We start from the raw sequence: 23,493 nt of genomic DNA, 5'->3' as shown, positions 1-23,493 counted from the left end.
TGCCCGCTAGCTTCACCTCATAGTCAGGGAGCAATCACAGCAGCGTCATGACCCGACCTCAGACTTATCTCATCCGCATGGGAATCTTTCTGGCCCTGGTGGCAGCTGTCGTGGCGGTTCTGTCTTCCCAGGTACGGGAAGCCTTCATGGCGAACGCAGCGCTCAATGGCATGATCCTGGGTGTGCTGCTGTTCGGCATCGCCTATAGCTTTCGACAGGTCTTCCAGTTGCGCCGGGAAATTGCCTTTCTGGAGCAACTGAAGAGCGAGAGCAGCGGCGGCCTGATCTATCCCGGTGCGGTCCAGAACATCTCGGCCCCGCATCTGCTGAGCCCGATGGCCCAGATGATGCGTGAACGCAAAGGGCATCTGACTCTTTCGGCCATGTCGATGCGCACCCTGCAGGACGGCATTCGCATGCGCATCGACGAAAGTCATGATATCTCGCGCTATCTCATCGGACTGCTGATCTTCCTGGGCCTTCTGGGCACATTCTGGGGGTTGGTCGAGACTGTCGGTGCCGTGAGCGAGACCATCGGCAGCCTTTCCGGTGGGACCGGGGATGCCGGCAGCATGTTCGAAGAACTGAAAACCGGCCTGCAAAGCCCCTTGTCGGGCATGGGCACAGCCTTTTCCTCCTCCCTTTTCGGTTTGGCAGGCTCATTGGTTCTCGGCTTCCTGGAACTCCAGTCCGGCCAGGCCCACAACCGCTTCATGAACGAGTTGGAGGAATGGCTTTCAGGAATGACCCGACTGTCCGGCGGCGGCGGTCAGGTTGGCGAAGGCGAGGCATCGGTCCCTGCCTATCTTCAGGCCTTGCTGGAGCACACGGCCGACAGCCTGCAGAACCTTCAGCGCACCATCGAACGCGGCGAGGAGGACCGGCAGTATGCCAACCGGAATCTTGGCATCCTGACGGAACGCCTGACACAGCTGACCGACCAGATGCGCACCGAGCAGGAGGTCATGAAGCGTCTTGCCGATACACACAGTGCCATCCGCTCCCTCCTCAACCAGCTGAACGAGGGCAATTTCGCCAGTGGCGGCATGGACGATGCGACAAAGGATCATATCCGCAACATGAACCTCTACCTGAGCCGCATATCCGAAGAAATGTCTCACGGCCGTGAACAATCCGTGGAGCAGATTCGCAGCGAAATCCGACTGCTGGCCCGCACCATTGCTGCCCTGGCCGAGGAGTCACAGTCCTGAGAGCTGAGTACGGTCCATGTACAACCTGAACCGCAGTTCCCGGACACACGCGGTCAATATCTGGCCAGGGTTCGTCGACGCCCTGGCCACGCTGTTGCTCGTGGTGATGTTCGTGTTGATGGTCTTCGCGGTCAGCCAGTACTTCCTGTCCGCAGCCCTGACGACGAAAGACGAGCAGCTTTCGGAACTGGATCGGGAAATCGCCCAGTTGGCCGATCAGCTCGCCATGGAGCAGCAGAACAATCAGGAACTGAGGGAAAGCCTTTCCCAGCTTTCGTCCGAGCTGCAGTCTTCCCTGGCCCAGAGACAGAATCTCAGCGACCAGTTGGAGGAAAGCCAAGAAGCCCGCAGCACCCTGGAAAGCCAACTGGCGGCTTTGCAGGAAGAACGTGACAGCCTGACACAGGAACTGGAATCCACACGCGAGGCCCGTGATGCCCTGCGCAGCCGCCTGACGGAATCCCAGAACGAAAGCGACGACCTGAGCAACCGCTTGTCCGAATCCCGGGAACAAACAGAGGAACTAAGCGGCCGTTTGTCGGAATCCCAGGAAGAGAGCCAGGAACTGCGCAGCCAGCTTGAGGATAGCCAGCAAGCTCGCGAAGAGCTGGACGCTGAACTTGCGGATGCACAGGGCATAAGCGACGAACTCCGCCAGGAACTGGAGAATGCCTACGCCGAGATCGACGCCAACAAGGAGCTGATCGAAACCCAGCTGTCGGAACTGGCGACCCTGCGAAGTTTGCGGGACGAGCTGGAACAACAGATGGCCGACCTGGAAAGCCGCATTGCAGAGCAACAGCGCCTGCTGGCCGCCAACGAGGAGGAATTGGCAGAGCGAGAGGAAGAAGGCGAGCAACTGCGCGCACAGCTTGCAGCCAGCGAAGAGGAGAGCGAGCGCCTGCGCGAGGAACGCGCGCGCCTGCAAAACCGCTTGGCCGAGAGCGAAGAGCGAAGTGAGGAACTGGAGCAGAACCGTGCCAGCCTGCAAAGCCGGCTGGCGGAAAGCGACGAGAGAAGTAAGGAACTGGAAGAGGAGCGCGCCAGCCTGCGGCGCCAGTTGACGGACACCCAGGACTTCGCCGTGGAACAGCAGGAACTGACCGAAGAAGCACGGCGCAAGGTGGACCTGCTCAATCGCCAGCTGGCCTCGCTACGTCGGCAGATCGCCTCCCTCAACGACGCGCTCGAAGCTGCGGAAACACGCAACGAGGAGCAGGAGGCCCAGATCGCCGACTTGGGGCGCCGTCTCAACGTCGCCCTCGCCAACAAGGTCCAGGACCTGGCGCGCTATCGCTCTGAATTCTTTGGTCGGCTCCGCGAGGTTCTGGGCGACAATCCGGATATCGAGATCGTCGGTGACCGCTTTGTCTTCCAGGCCGAAGTGCTCTTTCCCAGCGGTTCAGCCACCATGCAGCCCGAAGGACGCGAGCAAATTCAACAACTCGGTGAACAGTTGCGCAATATTGCCGAAAAGATCCCCGATGATATCGACTGGGTCCTGAGGATCGACGGACACACGGACAAGCGCCCCATCCAGACGGCGCGCTTCCCCTCGAACTGGGAGCTTTCAGCTGCCCGTGCCATCTCTGTCGTCGAGCTGCTCATCGATGAGGGCATCCCGGCCGACCGCTTGGCCGCGGCCGGCTTTGGCGACAACCAACCGATCGAGGATGCGGATACAGAAGAGGCCTATCAGCGCAATCGACGGATCGAGATCAAATTGACCCAGCGCTGAAGCATCCGCGGGCGGGCTGGTTAGCCAGGTTGGGTATTCATTGCGCGCTATTCCGCAACTTCCTGAGCCTGGTTGAATTGCAGCGCAGCAAGCCGGGCATATAACCCCTCTCGATCCTGGATCAGCTTGCTGTGGGGACCGCTGTCCACAATGCGCCCCTTGTCCATGACAACAATCCGATCCGCCTTCTGCACCGTCGCCAGTCGATGGGCGATAACCAGGGTCGTACGGTCCTTCATGACATGTTCCAGGGCATCCTGGACCATGCGCTCACTCTCCGCGTCCAGGGCCGAGGTGGCCTCGTCGAGCAGCAGGATGGACGGATTGCGCAGAATGGCCCGGGCGATCGCAAGGCGTTGACGCTGGCCACCCGACAGCCGGACGCCACGTTCGCCGAGGAATGTGTCCAAGCCATCGGGCAAGGCCTGCAGGAAATCCAGGCAGGCGGCAGCCCTGGCTGCCTCCAGAACCTCCTCATCGCTGGCCTCCGGCCGGCCATAGCGAATGTTCTCCCAGCCATTCTCCGAAAAGATGACCGGGTCCTGGGAAACAAAGCCTATGCGTTGGCGCACGGCTTCGGGGTCGGCGCGACCAAGGTCCACGCCGTCAATGAGGATCCGCCCCTCCTTGGGGTCATAAAAGCGCAGCAACAGCTGAAAAACCGTTGTCTTTCCAGCCCCTGAGGGGCCGACGAGCGCCACGCGCTCACCACGATTGACCGCCAGCGAGAAGGCGTTGATCGCTGGCAGGTCGGGACGTGCCGGATAATGGAAGCTGACATTCTCGAAGGCCAGGCTGCCCCTGGGCGGATCGGGCAATTCCTCGGGATTGTCCGGAGCGGTGATATCCGGTTGGGTGGAAAGCAGGTCAACCAGCCGTTCCGTGGCACCAGCTGCGCGCTGCAGATCGCCGATCACCTCACCGATGGCCCCCACGGAGCCCGCAACCACGACGGCATAGAAGACAAAGGCCGCCAATTCGCCGCCGCTCATCCGGCCCGCCAGGACATCCTGCCCCCCGATCCAGAGGATGGCGGCCACGGCACCGAAGACCAGGAGTATCACCAGCGCGGTCAACCAAGCTCGTGCTCGAATACGCCGCACGGCGGTCTTAAAAGCCTGTTCACTGCGCTCTGCGAAACGCTCCCGGTCCAGATCCTCATGATTGAAGGCCTGTACGGTACGAATCCCCAGCAAAGTTTCATCCACATAGGCCCCGACATCTGCAACACGATCCTGGCTTTCCCGGGACAGCTTGCGGACCCTGCGTCCATAAACGATGATCGGCACAACGACGAAGGGCACAACGATCAGCACCAGCCCGGTCAAGCGCGGCGAGGTCACCATCAGCAGCACCAGTCCGCCCACAAGCAGCAGGAAATTGCGCAGAGCTATGGAAACCGACGTCCCCACCACGGTCTGCAAAAGCGTCGTGTCGGTGGTCAGGCGAGACAGGATCTCTCCGGTACGTGTTGTCTCGAAATAGGCCGGCGACAGGCTGACCACATGATTGAAAACCGCCTTGCGGATATCCGCGATGACCCGTTCCCCAATCCATGAAACCAGGAAATAGCGCGCAAAGGATGAAATGGACAGGATGACAATGGCGAGGGCCAGGACAAGCAACGCGCGATCCAGCAAGGCTGCATCACCAGCCGTGAAGCCACGGTCAACCAGCTGGCGAATGCCGAAGCCGAAGGTCAGCAGAGTCGCCGCCGCAACGGTCAGGGCCACCATCGCGCCAGCGACCTGAAGGCGATAGGGACGCACAAAACGCCAGAGATAGCCGAGGATGTTGATGTCCCGGCTCTTGGGGCGCTGTGTCATGCGCGATGATTGCAGGGGGCTTGGTGTCGCGGAACGGGTCATTTGTCCTGAAATTCACTGAAAAGCGGGGATTGCCGCCACTTCTAGGTTCATCGCATGCACGCCGGTCTCAGGCAAGCGTCGCACCGCACGAGAGATCCTCCCGGCAACTGTTGCAAAGGCAGGGCAGCTCGGTTATACAGCGACGCCGCTGAGGAGATTGCATCATGAAACAAGATATCCATCCCGATTACCATGAAATCACGGTCGTGATGACCGACGGGTCGGAAGTCACCACGCGCTCGACCTACGGAAATCCGGGTGACACGCTGCGTCTGGATATCGATCCAAAGACCCACCCGGCCTGGACCGGTGTGCATCGCGTGCTCGATCGTGGGGGACAGATGGCCAAGTTCAAGAAGCGTTTCGGGGATTTCGGCATCAAGAATGACTGACGCTTTGGGAACGAATGAAAAAAGGGCGGCCTCAGGGCCGCCCTTTTTTGTTCCGGCATAGGCAGAGTCCAGCAGTCACATCGGTCCGCTCGATGTAGAAATCTGGTCACTCTCCAGCAAGGGTGCCAGCGTGCGCTCGGAGATGCGATTGTCGTCGATCGGCTGCCCAGCAACCTGTCCCATGTTCTGCGGCAATTGCAGGCTATAACTCATGCTTTCGCCAACCTTGCCCGCCATCTTGCGCAGCTGCTCCTCATTGCGCCGGCTGACAATCTTCAGTTCCAGGGGGCCATCAGACCAATCGACAATATTGAAGTCATTTTCCTGGCTGACGTTGATCGATGGTTTTTCCGGGCGTTGCCTGGGCGTGAGCATGACGGAAAGCGTTTCACCTTCCGCATCGGCATAAAGAAGGTGCAGTGCACGGGACTCGTCTTTCTTGATCTGCCGGGCATTCTGCAGCTCGTAGCCGAAAAGCGAGATATCCGGCGGATTGAAGTTCATGCCAAAGGCATTTCCGCCGGCCACCCTGTTCACCTCTGAAATGGTTTGTTCCTCGATCAGGGGCTGCTGCTGCAATCTTTCCAGCAATGACCCGGTCGACTGATCGGACGCAGGTATTGCAGAGCCCTGCTGTCCCGCAGTCTGCGCTGTGCTTCCAGTTTGCTGGGCGAGCTGTGCACCTCCCATGGGACTGATGGCCAGGCCGGACTGGCCAACCCACCAGCCGCCACCGGCGGCCAGAACAACTGACGCTGCAACAGCGGCCCAACGGAAGACAGGTGCCGCGGAACGACGACGCGCCCAATGGGTCGCTGCCGTAAGTCGCGCGGGCACAGGTTCTTCCGCGACTTCCTCAAAGGCTCGGCGCAAGGCTTCATTCTGCGCGATATAAGCGCGCACACGCGCATTTTCCTCGGGATTCTGCAGCAGGTAAGCCTCGACCTCGCTACGCCGAACGGGATCCAACTGGCCATCCACATAGCCCATCAAATCCAGTTCGGTAATCTGGTCATAGATCTTTCTGTCAGTCATTTCACCCTCCGTAGGGTCGCTTGAGAGGGCGCATTGTCTTCCGCACTGGCATGTACCTGTCTCAACGCTTCGCGCCCACGGGACAGACGCGATTTCAACGTGCCGATTTCCACCCCCAGAATCGAGGCGGCCTCCGTATAGGACACGCCTTCCAGGGCCACAAGAAATATGGCCTCCCGTTGATCGTCGGGAAGACGGTCCATCGCCTCCAGTATCGACTTGCACTCCAGCTGTTGTTGCTGGTTCGGTTGCATGACGCTGCTGGTTTCCTCCAGAACATCGTCCGATGCTGCGGAATAGCGCGTTTTTCTGCCATTCAGGTAGACAGTGTAGAGGATGCGAAACAGCCAACTCTTGACGCTGGCCTGGCTGCGAAGCTGCTTGCGCTTGCGTATGGCACGTTCGAGACAATCCTGAACCAGGTCGTCTGCGCGCACGGGGTCGCGTACCAGCGCCCGGGCATAGCGCCTCAAGCTCGTGGTCTCTCGTGATATCAGCCAGCCGTAATCGTCTCTCACGCTGCACTCCCTGTCCGAACAGGACATGTGGCACCCTGATCAGCTCAAATGGCGCCCTGAGATGTCATTCACAGTAAACCTGCCTCATATATCGGCATTTCCACCTCTGGTATCAAAGACAGTCGCAAGGATGTTTTTGTTCCGCGCATTATTACAATTTATACATCTTTGGAAACATCATTCTTTATTATCAGTAGCTTGGCACAATCCTTCAGAAATCCAGAACTTTTTTCCATGGACAGGGAACTTTAAGGCTGTTTGCTGTGTCTTACATGACAAGGGCACGCAATGCCCTTGCACCAACACAGAATCTTTCAAGGAGTTCCCATATGTCGACTCGTTTATCACTTCGCAGCACGACAGCCGCCCTGGTCATGAGCGGTGCCATGGTTCTTGGCGCGACTGCTGCCAGTGCGGCCGACACCAGCCAGACAGACAAGGCATCGTTCGACCTGGCCCAGAGCAGCGACGACAGCATGCAGAACAACATGCAGGAAGGTGGCTCTGTCGACGACTATTCCGACGAGCAGCTACAGAACTATGTCCTCGCCATGCAGGATGTCTCCGCCATTGGCCAGGAAAAAGAGCCCGAGATCGCCAATGCCGAAAGCGAGGATGAAGCCCAGCAGATCTGGCAGGAAGCTCAGGAAGAAATGGCTTCCGCCGTTGAGGATCGTGGCCTGACCGTTGAAGAGTACAACGAGATCACCCAGGCCGCCCAGAGTGATCCGGAGCTGGCTTCCAAGCTCAACTCCATGGTTGAATCCCAGTAACGCAAGCCTCCTCCTCCCTGTTTTTCAGGAAACTGGAGTAAAAGCCGGTCCTTTTGGACCGGCTTTTTTTGTTGTCAGAAACATGCAAATGAAAACGGCCGCTCCCTCAAGGGAGCGGCCGCTTTCTGTCTCTTGCAATAGAGGACTGAAGCCGAGGCTCAGTCCATGGTAGTGCCACCATCGTCCATTTCAGCCGGCTGATCGGCCTCATCTACAGGCTCGCAAGCAGCCAGGAAGCCAAAGGCGGCAAACAGTGCGGCAAAGATCCAAAGACGGGACATGCTAATCTCCTATCCGCTATCCAATGTCTCCAGGGCCCACCACGACACAGCTGCCGCGATGATCACCACTATTGAGTTTGACAGGGGCAAGTCCCGAAAAGTTCCATTGAAGTTGAAATTTTTCTGCGCTGCGCTTCAACCAATCAGGGCCAAGCTTCCGCAAGGGCGTCAATCCAGTTCCAGGTCCGCGCGATAAGCCAGTCGGAAGAACCTGACAGCCAGATAGCAAGAAAATGCGGCGATAGCTGCACCAATGGTCAGCATGAGGAGGGGTGAAGCGTCATATAGTCCCAGCAAAGCCCAATCGAGCGCCGCACCGATGGCAAAGACGGCATCGAACAGGATCAGGGCCGCCAGAAAGGCCGAGACAACGGACAGCCACACAATCTTGGGTGAGCTGGCACCAGGGGAAGGCATGACGAGACTCTCCAGAAATGCAGATGGACAGGATGAAACCCGCAGCACAATAGACTATGCCTCCACAGCTTGAAAAGCTGACATATGGCATGCCTACCGAACGAGTCATGCAATCCTGCGGCGACAAGAGCGGTTGTTACCGCTCCAACTGGGCGTCCAGTCGCTGGATTCTCAGGTAGAGGTCGCGACTGCGCTGCAAGAGTTCCATCATGCGATCCGGCAGAACGACGTCATCTTCCTCATGCGTTGCCGTGCAGATTTCCTGATCGGCCAATCTGCGCTCCGGTGCACACGCCTCTTCGTGGGTGATCTCCCCGGCATGCAGGGCTTTCTGGACAAAAAGCCAGGCCATGATCTGTGTTGCCCGGCTGGTCAGGCGCATGCTTTCGCAGGAGGCGTTTAGGCGTGCCACAGGCGACAGAGCCTCGCAGTCCCTGCGCCACTGATGGGCTATGTAATCGCGAATCTCGCGGGTCAGGGACAGTGCCTCGCGATAGGTGCCGTCCAGGAAGGAGACCCCACCTGCAGAAGCATCCGAAATGGATGTCAGCTTGTCGTTTTCGGTGTTATCAGCCATATCATCCTTCTGCGATCCGCGCTCTCATCCCGGGAACACCTCGTCCATATTCGCGGATAATGCCAGCTTATGCCGGCAGCCCACTTGTATAATTGTATATCTGGAAGGAATTTCCAATTCATGAAGCAGAATGCTTATACGGTCCTGCTGCTGGACCTGGACGGCACCCTTGTGGACAGTGCGCCGGGATTGACCGAAGCGCTGGCACAACTCCTGTCCGAACAGAACTTGCCAGCGCCTTCGCTTTCCGAGGTGATTCCCATGGTTGGAGATGGCGCCCGCAAACTCGTTGAAAAGGCGCTGATCTGGGCTGAAGCAGACCCGCCCCCTGACCTGGACACCGCCACAGCGCGTTTCCTGCACCTCTACGCCAATACCCTGATTGCCGATACAAAGCTCTATGAAAGCGTGAACGAGACATTGCTGTCCCTCTCCGACCAGGGCTGGCGGATGGCGGTCTGCACCAACAAGCCGGAAGCCCCAAGCCGGACGATCCTGGAGAACCTGGGCCTGGCACATCTGTTCGAACAGATTGCCGGAGGCGACAGCTATCCGGCCCGAAAACCCGATCCCAGGCACCTGACAGACTGTCTTAAGGCAATGGGAGCTTCCCCCCGGGAAGCCGTGATGATCGGTGACGGCCATAATGACCTATTGGCCGGGCAGTCAGCCGGCCTGGCAACCATTTGGGCCGACTACGGCTATGGTGGCGACCGGGCAGCCGCCCTGCCCCGAGATGGCGTGATCTCAGCCTTCAGCGAGTTGCCCGAAAGCCTGCGCCAGCTTCAGGCACGCTGCTCGGCATAACCTGCTTCCTGCAGGACCTCCGAGATTTCCTCCAGGATTGCCGGATCGTCGATGGTCGCGGGCATGTTGTAGCGCGCGCCATCGGCTATCTGTCGCATGGTCGCACGCAGGATCTTGCCCGATCGTGTCTTGGGCAGCCGCTTGACAACAAGGGCCGTCTTGAAGGCAGCCACGGGCCCGATTCCGTCGCGTACAAGCTGAACCGCTTCCTTCTCGACCTCCTCGAAGGGGCGATCGCAGCCAGCATTCAGGACCAGGAAACCCACGGGAAGTTGACCCTTCAGTTCATCGTGAACCCCGATGACGGCACATTCAGCCACATCCGGATGTGTTGCCAGGACTTCCTCGATCCCTCCTGTCGACAGGCGATGGCCGGCAACGTTGATGATGTCATCGGTCCGCGCCATGACGAAGATGTACCCATCCTCGTCCATGTAGCCCGCATCCCCTGTCTGGTAGTAACCGGGAAAGCCCGACAGGTAGGTCTTTACAAAGCGCTCCTGCGCATTCCACAGCGTAGGGAAAGTTCCCGGCGGCATGGGCAGGCGCCCGACAATGGATCCGATCGTTCCGCGCGGCACCTCCTTTCCCTCGCTGTCAAGAACGCGCAGGTCCCAGCCAGGCGCCGGACGTGTCGGAGAGCCCGGCTTCACCGGAAGCTGCTCTATCCCCAGGCAATTGGCCGCGATCGACCAGCCGGTTTCCGTCTGCCACCAGTGATCGATGACCGGAACCCTCAGCTTGTCCTGAGCCCATTCCAGGGTATCGGGGTCACAGCGCTCACCGGCCAGGAACAGGGCACGGAAATGGGAAAGATCATGTTCGGCAATCTTCTCGCCCTGTGGATCCTGCTGCCGGATGGCACGGAAAGCCGTCGGCGCGGTGAACAGGGTGACCACACCATGCTGTTCGATCACCCGCCAGAAGGCACCGGCATCCGGTGTTCCAACGGGCTTGCCTTCATACAGCACCGTAGTGGCCCCCTGCAGCAAGGGTGCATAGACAATGTAGCTGTGCCCCACGACCCAGCCGATATCCGAGGCCGTCCAGTAAACCTCGCCCGGATCGATGTTGTAGATATTCTTCATTGACCACTTCAGCGCCACGGCATGGCCGCCGTTGTCCCGCACAATACCCTTGGGCTGTCCAGTGGTGCCCGAGGTGTAAAGTACATAGAGGGGATCCGTCGCCTCGACAGGCACGCAATCGGTCGGCGCCGCTTGCGAGAGTGCCTCATGCCAGTCTTCGTCCCGGCCGGCTGTCAACTCGCAGGGATTTTCCGGGCGCTGGAGGACCAGGCAGCCGTCAGGCTTGTGGGCCGAAAGGTCCAAGGCCTTGTCCAGCAAGGGCTTGTAGGGCACCACCCGCCCCGGCTCGATACCGCAGGAGGCGGAAAGCACCATGCGTGGCTGGCTGTCATCAATCCGCTTTGCAAGTTCGCTGGAAGCAAAGCCGCCGAAGACGACGGAATGCACGGCCCCAAGCCTGGCGCAGGCCAGCATGCCCATGACAGCTTCGGGGACCATGGGCATGTAGATGATCACACGGTCACCGGCCTGGACACCCCGCGCCTTCAGCACGCCGGCCAGACGTGCCACCTCATCGCGTAGATCCGCGTAGCTGTAGCTGCGCACCGTGCCCGTGACGGGAGAATCATAGATCAAAGCCTGCTGTGCGCCGCGGCCTGCCTCGACATGACGGTCCAGAGCGTTATAGCAAGTGTTCAGGCGTCCACCCGAAAACCAGCGGTAAAGCGGTGCCTGGCTGTCATCCAGCACGCGATCCCATTTTTTGTCCCAGACCAGTTCTTCGGCTGCTTCGCCCCAGAAAGCATCCGGGTCGCTTAGCGAGCGCTTGTAGACTTCCTCGAACTTTCCCATGGCGTTTTCCTGCCCCGTTGTTCTGTTCCCTTACGCAAAGTTTCTCGCAAAAGGCATAGTCCGTAAACAAGCTAGCAGAAACCCAACGCGACAATAAATGCCCGACAGGACGGCCCTGCTTCGGCTATTGTGTCGCACCGAAAGATCCATCAGGGCAGCCGTCCGCTTCGGCTTCCCGGAAAGCGAGGCAAGATGACGATAGAGGACTGCTGCTGGAGGACCCAGCCGGCAAACCGCGCTGCCGTCATCGTAGATGGCGCCGACTATTTTGCAGTGCTGCGAGAGGCCATGCTGCAAGCCGAAAGCCATGTCTATTTCATAGGATGGGATTTCGAGCGCAAGGCAAGCCTGCTTCATCCGCACAAGACTGGCGACAGCGATCCCCCGGCACCTGTTCAGCTTGGTCGTTTCCTGAAGCATCTCGTCCGGTGCAAACCGGACCTGACTGTTCGTATCCTGCGCTGGAGCAGCTCCGTGCTCTTGAACCTGGGGCGCGAGATACAAACGCTCATTCGCCTGGGTTGGGCCGGGTCACCGCAGATCGTCTATCGCCTTGACGGCCATCATCCGACCATTGCCTGTCATCACCAGAAGCTGGTCATCATCGATGATCGCATTGCCTTCTGCGGTTCCATAGACCTTGTCGGCAATCGTTGGGATACACCGGAGCATAAACCCGACGATCCGCGGCGCCGGCGCGGGCGGGAGAGCTTCGGCCCACGGCACGAAGCCGCGATGGTGCTGGACGGCAAGGCAGCGGAATCCCTGTCTGAACTGGCGCGATTGCGTTGGCGGGAAGCTGTGGGCGAAGACCTGCCCCGCGAACAGGTTGAAAGTGATCCCTGGCCCGGTTTCCTGCAGCCCGATTTTCTTGATGTCGAGATCAGCATCGCCCGAACACACCCCGAATATGAGGAGCAGCCCGAGGTGCGCGAGATCGAGGCCGTCAACCTTGAAGCCATCCGGTGCGCACGCGAATTTCTCTACATAGAAAACCAGTACTTCGCCTCACGACAGGTCACCGAAGCCCTGGCAAGAAGACTGGAGGAGCCTGATGGCCCGGATGTGGCAGTGGTCAACCCCGAGAAAGGCGAAGACATGCTCGAGGAAGCCTCTATGGACGCGGCACGGCACTTTGCCGTGCATTACCTTCGGCAACACGACCGCCATGGGCACTTCGCGATCTACACACCTTATAACGAGGCAAACCAGGCGATCTACGTTCACTCCAAGGTCATGGTCGTCGATGACCGACTTCTGCGTATCGGCTCAAGCAATCTCAACAATCGCTCCATGGGGTTCGATACGGAATGCGACGTGGTCATTGATTCCGAGGTAAATGCGCGTGCTGGACGGGACAGCGAAGCCATCACTGCACGGATAGGGGATTTGCGCACGCGCCTTCTGGCCGAGCATCTGGGTGTTACGCCCGAACACCTGAAGGAAACCTTCAAGGAACAAGGCCGCCTGCTGGCAACCATCGAAACCTTGCGCACATCCAGCGGCCGCCGGCTTGCGCCTCTCGAGGTCCCGGAACCCGAAGACGAGAACCTGCTCGTCGAACTGCAACTGGGCGATCCGGAAGGCCCGCAGAAGCCCAAACGTCTGGCCAAGTACCACCTGCTGCGCCGCCTCGGATTGGATTGAGGCGCTACTGCGAGCGGAGCAGAGCCTCCCAGGATGCAATAACCTCACGAAAAAGCTCAGTTTCCAACTCCAGCGGCGCTGACTTGCTGTAGAGCGGTTCAATCTGCACCCGCTCGGTGTTCAGGCGCAGGTGATGGGCATTGCCCGTTATTTCGGAATCCCCCTCCCCTTGCCGCTGCAAGACCTGCAATCGCTGCTGGATTTCCTGACAAAGCCCGGTCGACCCCTGAAGATCCTCTTCGAGGAAATTCTTCAGAAGGTTCAACTCCAAAGGCAGGGAGGCACGTGCCACCCCCTCGCTGTCCAGATAATAGTTCACGAAGTCAAAGCCCCTTCCTGTTCCATTCAACGCTGAAAAAGCGGATAGGCGGTATTGATTCGGGTCTCGCCCTCGACCTCTATTTCATAGCCTTGCACGCGAAAGCCTGCACCACTGCCCCCTTCCCAGCGCTGACCGCCGCCACTGTCTTCATAGGCGGCCAGGATCAGGTGAACCACCTCACGCGGGTCCAAGCTGTCCGGAAAGAAAGAGGAGAACTTCTCCTTCCAGCTTCCCTTGTCCCTCACTTCGACCCTGGCGGTATAGATGCCTGCGGAATTGGCCACATCCAGGATTCGGGTTACACGCGCCGTAACGGGGTCCTTCCCCTTGGGGCGCGCGTGATAACCGACAGGCTTGCCACGGCTGTTGATTTCTCCACAGAAGATATGAACCAGATTCAGCTTCGGTTCTGTCTCCGACCAGTGAGGCTCGGCAGTGGTACAGTCAACGGAATCGAAGGCCCAGGCCGGTTGGGAAAAGCCAGCGACAAGCAGGTAAAGCCCGACAGCCAATACACTGCCGACAGTCACCGGCCTGGAAAACAGGTATGACATGCTCGTTTGCCGCTCTTCGTTCAGAGGGTCAATTCAGTCTCTTACCGGGCCAAAGCTATGTCCGTTAAAGGGACAGCCTACTGGCCTCCTGTTCGGAAAAGCGGGCTCAGTGGTGGGCAACCCCATTACCGACCGAGCGGCCATTCATGGAACCGGCCCCGTTCAGGGCATTGATCTCGTCCTTGATCTTCAGTTTTTCGCGTTTCAATTCATGGATGCGCACTTCATCGGGATCAGGTCTCAACTGCTCCTGCTCGATGATCTTCTCAAGCTGAGCATGCTTGTCCTGCAACGCCTCGATGTGTGACAGCGTCGACATGGGCCAGACTCCTTCCATGAAATGACGGTAGCTTCAAAAGCGCATTCCCGGTTCCGGGCAACTGCGTTACACCCTATGATGTGGTCAAACTGTCGCCGAGTGCAATATTGGGAATTCATGACAAAAGACTTTCGTCTCATCGTAGGTATAACCGGAGCAAGTGGCGCCATCTACGGCATCCGCCTTTTGCAGGCGCTTCAGGAGCTTCCCGTGGAGAGTCATCTGGTCATTTCGCGTTCTGCCGAAATGACCATCGGCTATGAAACGGACTTCAAGCTGAGGGAAGTGCAGGATCTGGCTGACCAGGTTCACGCCTTCCCCGATGTGGGTGCGGCCGTTTCAAGCGGGTCCTTTCAAACCGAAGGCATGATCATCGCGCCCTGCTCGATCCGCAGCATGTCGGAAATCGCAACGGGCGTGACTTCCAACCTGCTGACACGCGCCGCGGACGTGGTGCTGAAGGAGCGTCGAAAACTGGTCCTGATGCTGCGCGAAACCCCGCTGCACAGCGGACACCTGCGCAACCTTCTTGCGTTGTCCGAAATGGGCGCCGTGATCGCCCCGCCTGTACCTGCCTTTTATCATAACCCTCAAAGCCTGGACGATGTCATCAACCAGTCCGTTGGCCGCGCCCTGGATGTTTTTGGGCTGGAAAGTCCGCTTGTCCGTCGCTGGGGCGAAAGCGATGGTGGCAACAAGGCAACGCGGGTCTCGCGACGCCAGCAGGAGTCCTGACGTGTTCCGCCACTGGAATAATCCTGCTCTGTTCTGCGTTTCCTCGTTCTTGAGACGAGAAACGCCAGGTTCGTGAGTGTGCTCCATTCCACCAAGTGCAAGCTTCCCTGCTTCTGGCCAGATGTGTAGAAAGCTCGAGTCTGCCCTCTTCACTGACTGGGCCATCTGTACCGGAAGTATCGTCACCTGGCAGGGAGTCTGCCCTTGAGTGTTGCGGAACGGCTTGAGCGCTACCGCCTGAGGCTCTTCGGCTACGCCTTTAGCCTGACGGGTGATCGTGAGGAAGCCGATGACCTATTCCAGGAATGTGCGCTCAGGGCCCTGACCGCGAAGTCGGTGCCTGACAACGAGCGGGCCTGTCGTGCCTGGCTTTTCCGGGTTCTTCGGAATGCCTGGATCGACCGGACACGACGAAGGCGCACAGCGGGCGCCGTTCTGTATGACGAAGAGACAGGAGAAGCAGAGGAAAGCGCGCAGTGGGATTTCGACCGAAGTCTGATTGATACCCTCGCGATCCAGCAGGCCATGCAGAAACTGTCCATTCCCTATCGTGAAATCATATCACTCGTCGATCTGGCCGGATTTTCCTATGCAGAAGTCGCGGAACTGCTTGAAATTCCGACAGGAACCGTCATGAGCCGCCTTTCTCGGGCCAGAAAGGCCTTGCTATCCGAAATCACCTCGGCCCAACCCAGCAAGTGAACACACCATGTCTGAACAGAAATACACTTGGGAACAGCTGAATGCCTATGTCGATGGAGAACTTTCTCCAAAAACGGCATCGCAACTCGCTACGGCAGCAGCGGAAGACCCGGATCTTGCGCAGGCCATAGCCGCGCTGAGCGATTTGAAGGCGGCCAGCCAGCAGGCACTGGAATTCGATAACGACGATGCGCCTGCGATCCCCCATCTGCCTGCCGGTGGCCGGCCGGGAGGGCCGGGATGGAAATGGCCTTGCGCCCTGGCGGCCAGCCTACTGGCCATGGCGATCGCCAGCGGTGCAGTCTGGTATGGACTGCAGGGTCAGAATGGTTCGGACAACTGGATCACTGCGGCCCAGGAGCAGCACCAGGAATGGATCGACAGCGACAGTGAGGCACCGGCATCCGATCCATCCGTACAGGACAGCATGAAGGCCTCGGACGACCTTGTGGAAGTCTCTGTCGACGGGACGGTCGGCTATGCCCCCTCCCTTGCTCTGGCAGGCATGCGCATCACGCGCTTTTCCAGTCAGCGCGACGGGCGTGATGAATATTTCTTTGTCGGCTACCTGGGGCAGAATGGCTGCCAGCTTAGCCTCACCATAACGAAGGCCCCTGAAAGCCAGCAGGTCGACCTTTCCCTTGAATGGCAAGAGGATGACCAGGCGCTCGCAAGCTGGCGCGTCGGGGACACCGCCTATGCAGCTGTCTCACAGGGAATGGATAAACAGCGTTTTCGGCGGCTTACCGCCCACCTCGAGAAAACGACACGAGAGGCGGGCGCGCTACAGCAGGAAACCCGTATGGCAGAATCGGCACGCAGTAGTGACCGCCCCTGCCTGGGTTGACGGTCGCACCTCGATGTCCGGTTACCCGTAACTGAATTGGTCAGGAAAAAGTGACGCATCGGACGCCACAGCGGGAATAAACGCATCCTCTCGAACGTCTTATCTTGACAGTGCCAGTTCTAGGCCATCGGGACTGGGACATGACCAACCTGCCGGTCCTCTTGAGGCTGGCATCAAGCGCGACACTGCGCAAAGGGAGGAAACGCAAAAATGGAATCCGCAAGAATTCACCGGCGACATTTCCTGATTGGATCAGCCGGCACGGCCGGCGCAATAGCAGCAGCCGGCGTAACGGGCGCCAGCTTCCCCGCCTTCGCTGACGAGAAGGAGTTGCCCGGCTACGTCAGTTGGAAGGATGCCGACAAGCTGATCATGCACACCGAGCAGACCCTGGAAATGAAACGGGGCGCCGGTGGCACCAGTGGCATCACGCCGAACGACGAGGTCTATATCCGCAACAACCTGCCGGCACCCGATGAGTCCGTGGTGGCCGACCGGGATGCCTGGGAAGTCTCGATCGAGGGCGTGAACAACCCACGCACCCTGACCGTGGGGGATCTGAAGAACATCGGCATCGAGACCGTGGCCACGGTCCTGCAGTGTTCAGGCAACGGACGCGGCTTTTATGACCACGAGACAAGTGGCTCCCAATGGCTCACCGGTGCAGCGGGCTGCGTGCTCTGGAGCGGCGCTCCCATGCGCAAGGTGGTCGAGGAGCTTGGCGGCGTAGCCGATGGCGGTGTCTTCATGACCTCCACCGGCGGCGAAGAACTGCCCGAAGGTGTCGATGAAAAGTCCATCATCGTCGAGCGTTCTGTCCCCAAGGAGGCCATGGAAAATGCCATCCTTGCCTGGGAAATGAACGGCGACGAGATGCCACTGGCACACGGGGGACCGCTGCGCATGATCGTGCCGGGCTACTACGGCATCAACAACGTCAAGTACGTGAAGCGCGTGGCCTTCACCGAACAGGAAACCGACGCCAAGATCCAGGCCTCCGGCTACCGCGTCCGCCCGGTCGGTGTTGACGGGGCGCCTGACCAGCCCTCCATGTGGGAGATGCAGGTCAAGTCCTGGGTCACGCATCCGCTGAAGGATCATAACAGCGGACGCACCCAGATTTATGGCGTGGCTTTCGGAGGCACCAATTCCGTCGACAAGGTCGAGGTGTCGATCGACGGTGGGAACAGCTGGCAGGAAGCGAGCTTCATCGGCCCCGACCTGGGGCGCTATGCTTGGCGGCCGTTCCTGCTGACTGCCGAATTGGACCCCGGTGACTACGTGATCACCAGCCGGGCCACCGATTCCGAAGGCAACGTCCAGCCCGAAGCCACCGAACCCAACCATCGCGGTTACGACTACAACGGCTGGGACCGCCTGGCCGTAGAGGTCACGATCGTATAACAGCTATTTGTACAGAGGGCTCCGTTCGGGATACGGACGGAGCCCTCTTCTATCCACTTCACAACCACCACCCCAGAGGATCGTTTCATGCCGCAGACAACGCGGACCCAAGGAGTCTGTCTTGCCATTTCACTGCTGTTGTCTCTGACTGGTCTGTCAGCTGCCCCGGTCAAGGCCGGCGAAGACAAGGCAATCGAACAGGGACGCCAGCTTTTCCTCGAGGGCGTCCAGCCCACCTGCGGAACCTGTCATGCCCTGGAAGACGCCGGGACAAGCGGCGCCATCGGACCGAACCTGGATAACCTGCAACCCACTGAGAAGGCGGTGCGTGCAGCGGTCCGTGACGGCGTCGGCGTGATGCCGCCCTTCGGTGACAGCCTCAGTGATGAGGAGATCAAGGCCATCTCCAAATACGTGGTTTCCGTCACTCAGGACTGAAGAAAGTCTCTATAGGCTTGCAGAAGGCCGTCTCCAAGCTTGCCTCTTTCTTCCGCACCCGTGGGAGCCCCTGAGGAGAAGAGGGCTTCCAGACTGGCGGCCGCACAGGCCGCCTTTTTCTTGTCCGAAAGGCCTGGTTTTCCTCCGGATAGATCCAGCGCATCCTGAAGAAATGTCTGCTGCAGGCGTTCGGCTTCCAGTTCATTCTGCTTTATGGCCTCACGCAGGCTGGCGCTGTCCTCTCGCTGAAGCAGCTCAGGGCGCTTCATCCAGCGGCGCACCTCCCGTAACGGCTGGACCACATGCTCCTGCCACGGCGCAATGAGGTGCACGAGCTTTTCCAGGTCCGCCGCCTGCAGCACTTTGCCATGGCCAGCGGCCCAGAAGCAGAACAGCACCATGTTGACGTCCTGCCCATGGTCATCCTGCAGCGCCAGGCAGGCCTGTGCCACAGGGGGCCGCTCATAGAAAGCCAGTGAGAAATCCCAGAATGACAGGCCTTCCGTCTCCAAGCGTTTTCCCTCAATCACCCAGACAGATTCCCAATCCGCGGGCCGCGTTGACCAGGGCCCCGTTCGGATCCACGCGGTGTGGCTGATCAATGATCTGATCCAGCGGTATGGCGGTCACGGAACGGCCTTCCCAGGCCACCATCACGCCTCCTTGCCCCTGGGCAACCAGGTCCACGGCATGAACACCGAAGATCGAGGCGATCAGGCGATCGCGCGCAACGGGCGTGCCGCCGCGCTGGACATGCCCAAGGACCGTAACGCGGACCTCGGCCCCGGTCATCTGGCCCAGGCGTTCGCCCACGTAGTGGCCGATACCGCCATACTGGACTTTACCGCCTTCCCCGGTCCGGCCCACCGCCTGTCCATCCTCGCGGCGCACGGCTTCGGCCACCACCACCAGGGCGAAGTTGCGGTCCTGGCGCCGCAAGGCTTCGATCTTGCGTGACAGGCTTTCCGCGCTCCAGGGGATTTCCGGTATCAGTATGATGTCCGCGCCCCCCGCAATTCCGGCGCTCAACGCAATATGCCCTGCATCCCGTCCCATGACCTCGAGCACCATGACACGGTCGTGGCTGGCTGCGGTCGGCTGCAGGTGGTCCAGCGCATCGGTTGCCACCTCCACGGCGGTGGAATAGCCCACTGCCACCTCGGTGCGCGCCACATCATTGTCGATTGTCTTCGGAATGCCGATAAGCGGCATGTTCGCCTTTCGGCAGAGACGGTCCAGGATGGCCAGGCTGCCATCGCCACCGATCCCGATCAGCGCATCAATGCCCAGTTCCTTCAAGCCTTCGACAATCTCATCGGAGCGATCGACCACACGCCCGTCAGGCATGGGAAATGCGAAGGGATTGCCCTTGTTCGTCGTCCCCAGAACCGTCCCTGCACGGCGCAACAGCGAGCCATCGAAGCGGGACAGGTCCAGGGTCTCGGCTTCCACAGGCCGGCTCAAAAGGCCCGCGGTGCCCTTGTGTATGCCGACAACGTGCCAGCCATGATCTTCGACGGCACGCTGGACCACGGCACGAATCACGGCATTCAATCCGGCACAGTCGCCACCGCTTGTCAGGACACCGATTCGCTTGATTTCTGCCATGGGCCACCCCTGATCCTTCTGGGACGAATGTTTCAGCCTTGAGAAAAACGGAACCCTGTTAGGATTGCAAGCGGGCTTCACCTCACGGCAGGATCGCCTGTATAGTGCCCGCCAATCCCGTATCCATGAAAGACAGCCCCCTCCAAGATGGACAAGACCTACAACGAGAGCGAAGAGACACCCGCACAGCTGCGTGAACGGCTCGAGACGCTGCGCATGGAACACCGTGACCTGGATGATGCCATCCAGCGCATGGTCGAGCACCCTCCTTATGACCAACTGAAGATGCAGCGTCTCAAGAAGCGGAAGTTGACCCTGAAGGACAGGATATCCGACATAGAAGACCGTCTGATCCCGGACATCATTGCCTGAGTCCGGGCTGGCCTCTCTCAACCGTCCTCCAGTCGCTCCCGTTTGCTGCGCTTGCGTTCGTACATCTGGTCGTCCGCACTGCGCAGCGCCTCTTCCACCTGTTCGCGACCATCGAAACGATAGACGCCCCACGAGGCCGAAACAGATATTTCGTGCCCCTCCCAATCGAGCGGCGTCCGGGACAGCAGCTCCGCCAGCTCACTGGCCTTGCGTTCGGCATTCTGCAGATCGGCCTGAACCAGGATGGCACCAAACTCGTCTCCGCCCAGTCGTGCCAGGATGTCCGATCCCCTCAGGTTCCGGCGCAGCAACTCCGCTACATGCAGCAGCACAGCATCGCCAGCAGCATGGCCATGGCTATCGTTGGTACGTTTCATGCCGTCCAGATCCAGATAGATCAGGCTGCTCGGCATGCCGTAGCGTTCGGAAAACGAGATGTATCGGTCCAGTTCACGCACGAAGGCGCGCCGGTTGATCAGCGGAACCAGTGGATCCTCGTCCGACAGGTGCTCGAGATACTCGATCCGGCCTTGCGCACGATCCAGTTCCCGATACAGGCGCGAAACTTCATGAAGAAGTTCCTGCAAGGCCTGCTGAACCTTAGGAGTCAATTCGCTTTCGGACAGGCCGCAGAATGTTGTCACGTCAGAGATGGAATCAAAGCCGGGACTCCGTTCCGTTCGGCTCGCGCCCTTCTTCTCTCCCGTCCGAACCCTTTCCGTCCTGACGGGTGGCGTTGTTCCAGATACTTTCATGAAAATCCCGTGCTCAAGCCTGCTGGAGGCAGGACCACTTGGTATCCTGCTCCGGGAATCTCCGTTGCCTGTTCGTGACCACCCCGATAGGCATTCTTTTACAGATATTTTATGAAAAGGTCCATGCGGCAACTTGGAACTCTGAACGCTTGTTTCAACGGAAGCTTGACGGAATAATGCGCCGGCCCTGGACGGTTCGCCAGGAGCAACAGGAAACTCCGGTGTCCTCAAGTGGACGCCTGCCCGCATGCAACAAGGGGAAGCACGAACAATGGGCCAGCAGTCTCTGGTGGGCGTCATCATGGGCAGCCAGTCCGACTGGCAGACCATGAAACACGCCGCGGACATCCTTGATGAGCTCCAGGTGCCACACGAATCACGCATTGTTTCGGCACACCGTACGCCTGAGCGCCTTTACGACTATGCCCGCAACGCACGAAGCCGCGGCTTGAAGGTTATCATCGCCGGAGCCGGCGGCGCGGCCCACCTGCCGGGGATGGTGGCCAGCCTGACCAGCCTCCCGGTCCTGGGCGTTCCCGTGGAAAGCAAGGCCCTGCACGGGATGGACAGCCTTCTATCCATAGCCCAGATGCCTGGCGGTGTGCCTGTTGGAACACTGGCGATCGGCAATTCCGGCGCCCGCAATGCCGCTTTGCTGGCCGCTTCGATCCTCTCCCTGTCCGATGCCGGGCTAGCCGAGCGACTGGACAGTTACCGCAGCAAACAAAGCGACAGCGTTGCCGAAAGGCCTTCTGACCATGACTAAGCCCAAACACGAAATCCTGCCCCCCGGCTCCGTGATCGGTATTCTCGGCGGCGGTCAGCTGGGCCGCATGACGGCCCTGGCCGCCGCCCGCCTCGGCTATCGCAGTCACATCTACTGTCCCGGTGCCGATGAGCCCGCCTGCCAGGTGACCTCACTGTCCACCCAGGCAGCCTATGATGACGAGCAGGCTCTTGCCGCCTTCGCCGAGTCCGTGGACGTGGTCACCTTCGAGTTCGAGAACGTGCCCTCCCGCACGGCAGAGATCCTGGCGGAGCGTGTCGCCGTCCATCCCGGCCCTCATATCCTTCACATCTGCCAGAACCGGCTGCGCGAAAAGGACTTCCTGGCCTCGATACAGATTCCCACCACCCGCTATACCGAAGTTGCAGGCCCCGAGGCCGTACAGCGTGCGCTGCGCGACCTCGGCGCACCGGTGATTCTGAAGAGTTGCGATTTCGGCTATGACGGCAAGGGACAGGTCCTGCTGCGCAACGAAACCGTGGCGGCCGAAGCCTGGGAGGAAATGCGTCGGCACGCCCCGCAAAGCAACGGTGTCATGGAAGGCTTTGTCGATTTCACCTGCGAGATCTCCGTGATCGCCGCACGCGGTCGCGACGGAACTCTGACTACCTATCCTGCCGTCGAGAACCAGCATCGTGAGCGCATCCTGGACCAGACACTTGTGCCGGCACGCATCCCGACGGACGTGGCTGACAAGGCCGAGGTCCTGGCGCGCCACATCGCCGAGGAAATGGGCCTGGTCGGCCTGATCGCGGTGGAGATGTTCGTCACCCAGGACAACCGCGTCCTGGTCAACGAAATGGCGCCGCGTCCACACAACTCGGGGCACTGGTCCATGGACGCCTGCTACACACCACAGTTCGAGCAATTGGTCCGTGCTGTCACCGGCCTGCCGCTCGGCTCCACCGAGCGTCATTCCGATGCCGTTATGCGCAACCTGATCGGCGCGCAAAGCAAAGACTGGTACGAGATTCTCTCGGACCCGACAGCCCGTCTGCACCTCTACGGCAAGGCGGAGGCCCGCCCTGGCCGCAAGATGGGCCATGTCAACAAGCTGATCCCGCGCAGATGAGAAAGGCCGGAGTGGTCTGCTCCGGCCTTTCCTTCGCGACTTTTGACTGGGGTCAGTAGCGGTAATTGTCCTTTTTGTACGGCCCGTTCAGCGGCACGCCGATGTATTCGGCCTGTTCCTTCGAGAGCTTGGAGAGATGGGCGCCGATCTTGTCGAGGTGCAGCTTGGCGACCTTCTCGTCGAGGTGCTTGGGCAGCACGTAGACCTGACGCTCGTAGTTCTCGTGGTTCTTCCACAGCTCCATCTGCGCCAGCACCTGGTTGGTGAACGACGCGCTCATCACGAAGCTGGGGTGGCCCGTGCCGCAGCCCAGGTTCACCAGGCGGCCCTCGGCCAGCAGGATGATCTTGTGCCCGTCCGGGAACTCGATCTGGTCCACCTGCGGCTTGATCGACTGCCACTTCAGGTTCTTCAGACCCTCGACCTGGATCTCG

The 23,493-nt window shown here is 59.7% G+C and carries 28 protein-coding genes; 14 read left to right on the top strand and 14 right to left on the bottom strand.

What is annotated here, in order from left to right:
* Nucleotides 1–47 precede the first annotated feature (47 nt).
* On the top strand, nt 48–1,211 hold the full coding sequence (locus BP38_RS0117715) for an AAA family ATPase (RefSeq protein WP_026988816.1): 1,164 nt from the start codon (nt 48–50) through the stop codon (nt 1,209–1,211).
* A 16-nt stretch (nt 1,212–1,227) separates the two neighbouring features.
* On the top strand, nt 1,228–2,949 hold the full coding sequence (locus BP38_RS0117710; protein ID WP_026988815.1) for a peptidoglycan -binding protein: 1,722 nt from the start codon (nt 1,228–1,230) through the stop codon (nt 2,947–2,949).
* A 47-nt stretch (nt 2,950–2,996) separates the two neighbouring features.
* Here BP38_RS0117710 and BP38_RS0117705 read toward each other — a convergent pair whose 3' ends face one another.
* Complete coding sequence (locus BP38_RS0117705; protein WP_035725876.1) at nt 2,997–4,775, bottom strand: ABC transporter transmembrane domain-containing protein; 1,779 nt, start codon at nt 4,773–4,775, stop codon at nt 2,997–2,999.
* 206 nt (nt 4,776–4,981) lie between these two features.
* On the opposite strand from BP38_RS0117705, the gene rpmE reads away from it, so the two are divergent.
* Nucleotides 4,982–5,209, top strand: a complete 228-nt coding sequence (gene rpmE, locus BP38_RS0117700) for a 50S ribosomal protein L31 (RefSeq protein WP_022726728.1) — start codon at nt 4,982–4,984, stop codon at nt 5,207–5,209.
* A gap of 75 nt (nt 5,210–5,284) precedes the next feature.
* Here the strand turns inward: rpmE and BP38_RS21985 are convergent, their stop codons facing one another.
* Nucleotides 5,285–6,244, bottom strand: a complete 960-nt coding sequence (locus BP38_RS21985; protein ID WP_051609529.1) for an anti-sigma factor family protein — start codon at nt 6,242–6,244, stop codon at nt 5,285–5,287.
* Nucleotides 6,241–6,762, bottom strand: coding sequence for a sigma-70 family RNA polymerase sigma factor (locus BP38_RS21450; RefSeq protein ID WP_051609528.1), 522 nt, complete (start codon nt 6,760–6,762; stop codon nt 6,241–6,243). Before BP38_RS21450 ends, BP38_RS21985 begins: the two co-directional genes overlap by 4 nt.
* Before the next feature lie 329 nt (nt 6,763–7,091).
* Here BP38_RS21450 and BP38_RS21445 point away from each other — a divergent pair, with 329 nt between their 5' ends.
* On the top strand, nt 7,092–7,535 hold the full coding sequence (locus BP38_RS21445; RefSeq protein WP_155992501.1) for a DUF4168 domain-containing protein: 444 nt from the start codon (nt 7,092–7,094) through the stop codon (nt 7,533–7,535).
* A 158-nt stretch (nt 7,536–7,693) separates the two neighbouring features.
* Here the strand turns inward: BP38_RS21445 and BP38_RS23245 are convergent, their stop codons facing one another.
* From BP38_RS23245 to BP38_RS0117670, 3 genes are all read right to left on the bottom strand, one after another.
* Nucleotides 7,694–7,816, bottom strand: a complete 123-nt coding sequence (locus BP38_RS23245) for a hypothetical protein (protein WP_281174431.1) — start codon at nt 7,814–7,816, stop codon at nt 7,694–7,696.
* A gap of 168 nt (nt 7,817–7,984) precedes the next feature.
* A complete protein-coding gene (locus BP38_RS0117675; protein ID WP_026988813.1) occupies nt 7,985–8,233 on the bottom strand; it encodes a hypothetical protein in 249 nt (82 codons plus the stop codon).
* Nucleotides 8,234–8,369: 136 nt separating this feature from the next.
* Entirely contained in the window at nt 8,370–8,810 is a 441-nt protein-coding gene (locus BP38_RS0117670) for a DUF1465 family protein (protein ID WP_081816772.1), read from the bottom strand.
* 120 nt (nt 8,811–8,930) lie between these two features.
* Here BP38_RS0117670 and BP38_RS21440 point away from each other — a divergent pair, with 120 nt between their 5' ends.
* A complete protein-coding gene (locus tag BP38_RS21440; protein ID WP_035725873.1) occupies nt 8,931–9,617 on the top strand; it encodes an HAD-IA family hydrolase in 687 nt (228 codons plus the stop codon).
* Here the strand turns inward: BP38_RS21440 and BP38_RS0117660 are convergent.
* Entirely contained in the window at nt 9,596–11,497 is a 1,902-nt protein-coding gene (locus BP38_RS0117660) for a propionyl-CoA synthetase (protein WP_026988811.1), read from the bottom strand. The two genes, BP38_RS21440 and BP38_RS0117660, sit on opposite strands and share 22 nt — an antisense overlap.
* A gap of 192 nt (nt 11,498–11,689) precedes the next feature.
* Here BP38_RS0117660 and BP38_RS0117655 point away from each other — a divergent pair, with 192 nt between their 5' ends.
* Nucleotides 11,690–13,144 carry a phospholipase D-like domain-containing protein gene (locus tag BP38_RS0117655; protein WP_026988810.1) on the top strand — a complete coding sequence of 485 codons (1,455 nt, stop codon included), beginning with the start codon at nt 11,690–11,692 and terminating at the stop codon, nt 13,142–13,144.
* A gap of 4 nt (nt 13,145–13,148) precedes the next feature.
* On the opposite strand, the gene BP38_RS0117650 is transcribed toward BP38_RS0117655, so the two are convergent.
* The 3 genes from BP38_RS0117650 to BP38_RS21430 all read right to left on the bottom strand — a co-directional run bounded on the left by BP38_RS0117650 (nt 13,149) and on the right by BP38_RS21430 (nt 14,339).
* Nucleotides 13,149–13,463 (bottom strand): hypothetical protein, encoded by a 315-nt coding sequence (locus BP38_RS0117650; protein WP_026988809.1) that lies wholly within the window; start codon nt 13,461–13,463, stop codon nt 13,149–13,151.
* A 26-nt stretch (nt 13,464–13,489) separates the two neighbouring features.
* Entirely contained in the window at nt 13,490–14,020 is a 531-nt protein-coding gene (locus BP38_RS21980) for an EndoU domain-containing protein (RefSeq protein WP_026988808.1), read from the bottom strand.
* A 106-nt stretch (nt 14,021–14,126) separates the two neighbouring features.
* Nucleotides 14,127–14,339: a YdcH family protein gene (locus BP38_RS21430; RefSeq protein WP_035725871.1), complete on the bottom strand. Its 213-nt coding sequence runs from the start codon at nt 14,337–14,339 to the stop codon at nt 14,127–14,129.
* A 117-nt stretch (nt 14,340–14,456) separates the two neighbouring features.
* Here BP38_RS21430 and BP38_RS21425 point away from each other — a divergent pair, with 117 nt between their 5' ends.
* The 5 genes from BP38_RS21425 to sorU all read left to right on the top strand — a co-directional run bounded on the left by BP38_RS21425 (nt 14,457) and on the right by sorU (nt 18,465).
* Nucleotides 14,457–15,074 carry a UbiX family flavin prenyltransferase gene (locus BP38_RS21425; RefSeq protein ID WP_051609526.1) on the top strand — a complete coding sequence of 206 codons (618 nt, stop codon included), beginning with the start codon at nt 14,457–14,459 and terminating at the stop codon, nt 15,072–15,074.
* Between the two features lie 204 nt (nt 15,075–15,278).
* Nucleotides 15,279–15,776 (top strand): RNA polymerase sigma factor, encoded by a 498-nt coding sequence (locus BP38_RS0117630; RefSeq protein ID WP_081816770.1) that lies wholly within the window; start codon nt 15,279–15,281, stop codon nt 15,774–15,776.
* 7 nt (nt 15,777–15,783) lie between these two features.
* Nucleotides 15,784–16,623: an anti-sigma factor family protein gene (locus BP38_RS0117625; RefSeq protein WP_026988806.1), complete on the top strand. Its 840-nt coding sequence runs from the start codon at nt 15,784–15,786 to the stop codon at nt 16,621–16,623.
* Between the two features lie 210 nt (nt 16,624–16,833).
* On the top strand, nt 16,834–18,027 hold the full coding sequence (sorT, locus tag BP38_RS0117620; protein ID WP_026988805.1) for a SorT family sulfite dehydrogenase catalytic subunit: 1,194 nt from the start codon (nt 16,834–16,836) through the stop codon (nt 18,025–18,027).
* Nucleotides 18,028–18,114: 87 nt separating this feature from the next.
* Nucleotides 18,115–18,465: a SorU family sulfite dehydrogenase c-type cytochrome subunit gene (sorU, locus tag BP38_RS0117615; RefSeq protein ID WP_051609525.1), complete on the top strand. Its 351-nt coding sequence runs from the start codon at nt 18,115–18,117 to the stop codon at nt 18,463–18,465.
* Here sorU and BP38_RS21420 read toward each other — a convergent pair.
* On the bottom strand, nt 18,456–18,977 hold the full coding sequence (locus tag BP38_RS21420) for a TIGR02444 family protein (protein WP_051609524.1): 522 nt from the start codon (nt 18,975–18,977) through the stop codon (nt 18,456–18,458). The two genes, sorU and BP38_RS21420, sit on opposite strands and share 10 nt — an antisense overlap.
* 10 nt (nt 18,978–18,987) lie before the next feature.
* Nucleotides 18,988–20,073: an ATP-dependent 6-phosphofructokinase gene (locus BP38_RS0117605; protein ID WP_026988803.1), complete on the bottom strand. Its 1,086-nt coding sequence runs from the start codon at nt 20,071–20,073 to the stop codon at nt 18,988–18,990.
* 147 nt (nt 20,074–20,220) lie between these two features.
* Between BP38_RS0117605 and BP38_RS0117600 the strand changes: the two genes are divergently transcribed.
* Entirely contained in the window at nt 20,221–20,445 is a 225-nt protein-coding gene (locus tag BP38_RS0117600; RefSeq protein ID WP_035725865.1) for a YdcH family protein, read from the top strand.
* Between the two features lie 17 nt (nt 20,446–20,462).
* Here BP38_RS0117600 and BP38_RS22860 read toward each other — a convergent pair whose 3' ends face one another.
* The gene (locus tag BP38_RS22860; protein WP_051609523.1) at nt 20,463–21,089 is read right to left on the bottom strand and encodes a GGDEF domain-containing protein; all 627 of its coding nucleotides are present in this window, start codon (nt 21,087–21,089) and stop codon (nt 20,463–20,465) included.
* A gap of 382 nt (nt 21,090–21,471) precedes the next feature.
* Here BP38_RS22860 and purE point away from each other — a divergent pair, with 382 nt between their 5' ends.
* Together purE and BP38_RS0117585 are read left to right on the top strand one after the other, a co-directional pair.
* Entirely contained in the window at nt 21,472–21,966 is a 495-nt protein-coding gene (purE, locus tag BP38_RS0117590; RefSeq protein WP_026988800.1) for a 5-(carboxyamino)imidazole ribonucleotide mutase, read from the top strand.
* Nucleotides 21,959–23,059 (top strand): 5-(carboxyamino)imidazole ribonucleotide synthase, encoded by a 1,101-nt coding sequence (locus BP38_RS0117585; RefSeq protein WP_035725862.1) that lies wholly within the window; start codon nt 21,959–21,961, stop codon nt 23,057–23,059. The genes purE and BP38_RS0117585 overlap by 8 nt, the downstream gene beginning before the upstream one ends.
* A 52-nt stretch (nt 23,060–23,111) precedes the next feature.
* On the opposite strand, the gene BP38_RS21415 is transcribed toward BP38_RS0117585, so the two are convergent.
* On the bottom strand, nt 23,112–23,493 hold a 382-nt coding region (locus BP38_RS21415; protein WP_035725859.1), incomplete at its 5' end, for an adenosylhomocysteinase.

This window comes from Fodinicurvata fenggangensis DSM 21160 (assembly GCF_000686045.1).
In the GTDB taxonomy this organism is placed as follows: Bacteria; Pseudomonadota; Alphaproteobacteria; order Kiloniellales; family DSM-21159; genus Fodinicurvata; species Fodinicurvata fenggangensis.
Note: the sequence above shows the minus strand (reverse complement) of the source record. Positions and strands in the feature narration are given on the sequence as shown.

Excerpts from the sequence above, each read along its gene's own strand:
- BP38_RS0117715 (WP_026988816.1), top strand. The coding sequence starts at position 48 with ATGACCCGACCTCAGACTTATCTCATCCGCATGGGAATCTTTCTGGCC.
- BP38_RS0117710 (WP_026988815.1), top strand. The coding sequence starts at position 1,228 with ATGTACAACCTGAACCGCAGTTCCCGGACACACGCGGTCAATATCTGG.
- BP38_RS0117705 (WP_035725876.1), bottom strand. The coding sequence starts at position 4,775 with ATGACACAGCGCCCCAAGAGCCGGGACATCAACATCCTCGGCTATCTC.
- rpmE (WP_022726728.1), top strand. The coding sequence starts at position 4,982 with ATGAAACAAGATATCCATCCCGATTACCATGAAATCACGGTCGTGATG.
- BP38_RS21985 (WP_051609529.1), bottom strand. The coding sequence starts at position 6,244 with ATGACTGACAGAAAGATCTATGACCAGATTACCGAACTGGATTTGATG.
- BP38_RS21445 (WP_155992501.1), top strand. The coding sequence starts at position 7,092 with ATGTCGACTCGTTTATCACTTCGCAGCACGACAGCCGCCCTGGTCATG.
- BP38_RS23245 (WP_281174431.1), bottom strand. The coding sequence starts at position 7,816 with ATGTCCCGTCTTTGGATCTTTGCCGCACTGTTTGCCGCCTTTGGCTTC.
- BP38_RS0117675 (WP_026988813.1), bottom strand. The coding sequence starts at position 8,233 with ATGCCTTCCCCTGGTGCCAGCTCACCCAAGATTGTGTGGCTGTCCGTT.
- BP38_RS0117670 (WP_081816772.1), bottom strand. The coding sequence starts at position 8,810 with ATGGCTGATAACACCGAAAACGACAAGCTGACATCCATTTCGGATGCT.
- BP38_RS21440 (WP_035725873.1), top strand. The coding sequence starts at position 8,931 with ATGAAGCAGAATGCTTATACGGTCCTGCTGCTGGACCTGGACGGCACC.
- BP38_RS0117660 (WP_026988811.1), bottom strand. The coding sequence starts at position 11,497 with ATGGGAAAGTTCGAGGAAGTCTACAAGCGCTCGCTAAGCGACCCGGAT.
- BP38_RS0117655 (WP_026988810.1), top strand. The coding sequence starts at position 11,690 with ATGACGATAGAGGACTGCTGCTGGAGGACCCAGCCGGCAAACCGCGCT.
- BP38_RS21980 (WP_026988808.1), bottom strand. The coding sequence starts at position 14,020 with ATGTCATACCTGTTTTCCAGGCCGGTGACTGTCGGCAGTGTATTGGCT.
- BP38_RS21430 (WP_035725871.1), bottom strand. The coding sequence starts at position 14,339 with ATGTCGACGCTGTCACACATCGAGGCGTTGCAGGACAAGCATGCTCAG.
- BP38_RS21425 (WP_051609526.1), top strand. The coding sequence starts at position 14,457 with ATGACAAAAGACTTTCGTCTCATCGTAGGTATAACCGGAGCAAGTGGC.
- BP38_RS0117625 (WP_026988806.1), top strand. The coding sequence starts at position 15,784 with ATGTCTGAACAGAAATACACTTGGGAACAGCTGAATGCCTATGTCGAT.
- sorT (WP_026988805.1), top strand. The coding sequence starts at position 16,834 with ATGGAATCCGCAAGAATTCACCGGCGACATTTCCTGATTGGATCAGCC.
- sorU (WP_051609525.1), top strand. The coding sequence starts at position 18,115 with ATGCCGCAGACAACGCGGACCCAAGGAGTCTGTCTTGCCATTTCACTG.
- BP38_RS0117605 (WP_026988803.1), bottom strand. The coding sequence starts at position 20,073 with ATGGCAGAAATCAAGCGAATCGGTGTCCTGACAAGCGGTGGCGACTGT.
- BP38_RS0117600 (WP_035725865.1), top strand. The coding sequence starts at position 20,221 with ATGGACAAGACCTACAACGAGAGCGAAGAGACACCCGCACAGCTGCGT.
- purE (WP_026988800.1), top strand. The coding sequence starts at position 21,472 with ATGGGCCAGCAGTCTCTGGTGGGCGTCATCATGGGCAGCCAGTCCGAC.
- BP38_RS0117585 (WP_035725862.1), top strand. The coding sequence starts at position 21,959 with ATGACTAAGCCCAAACACGAAATCCTGCCCCCCGGCTCCGTGATCGGT.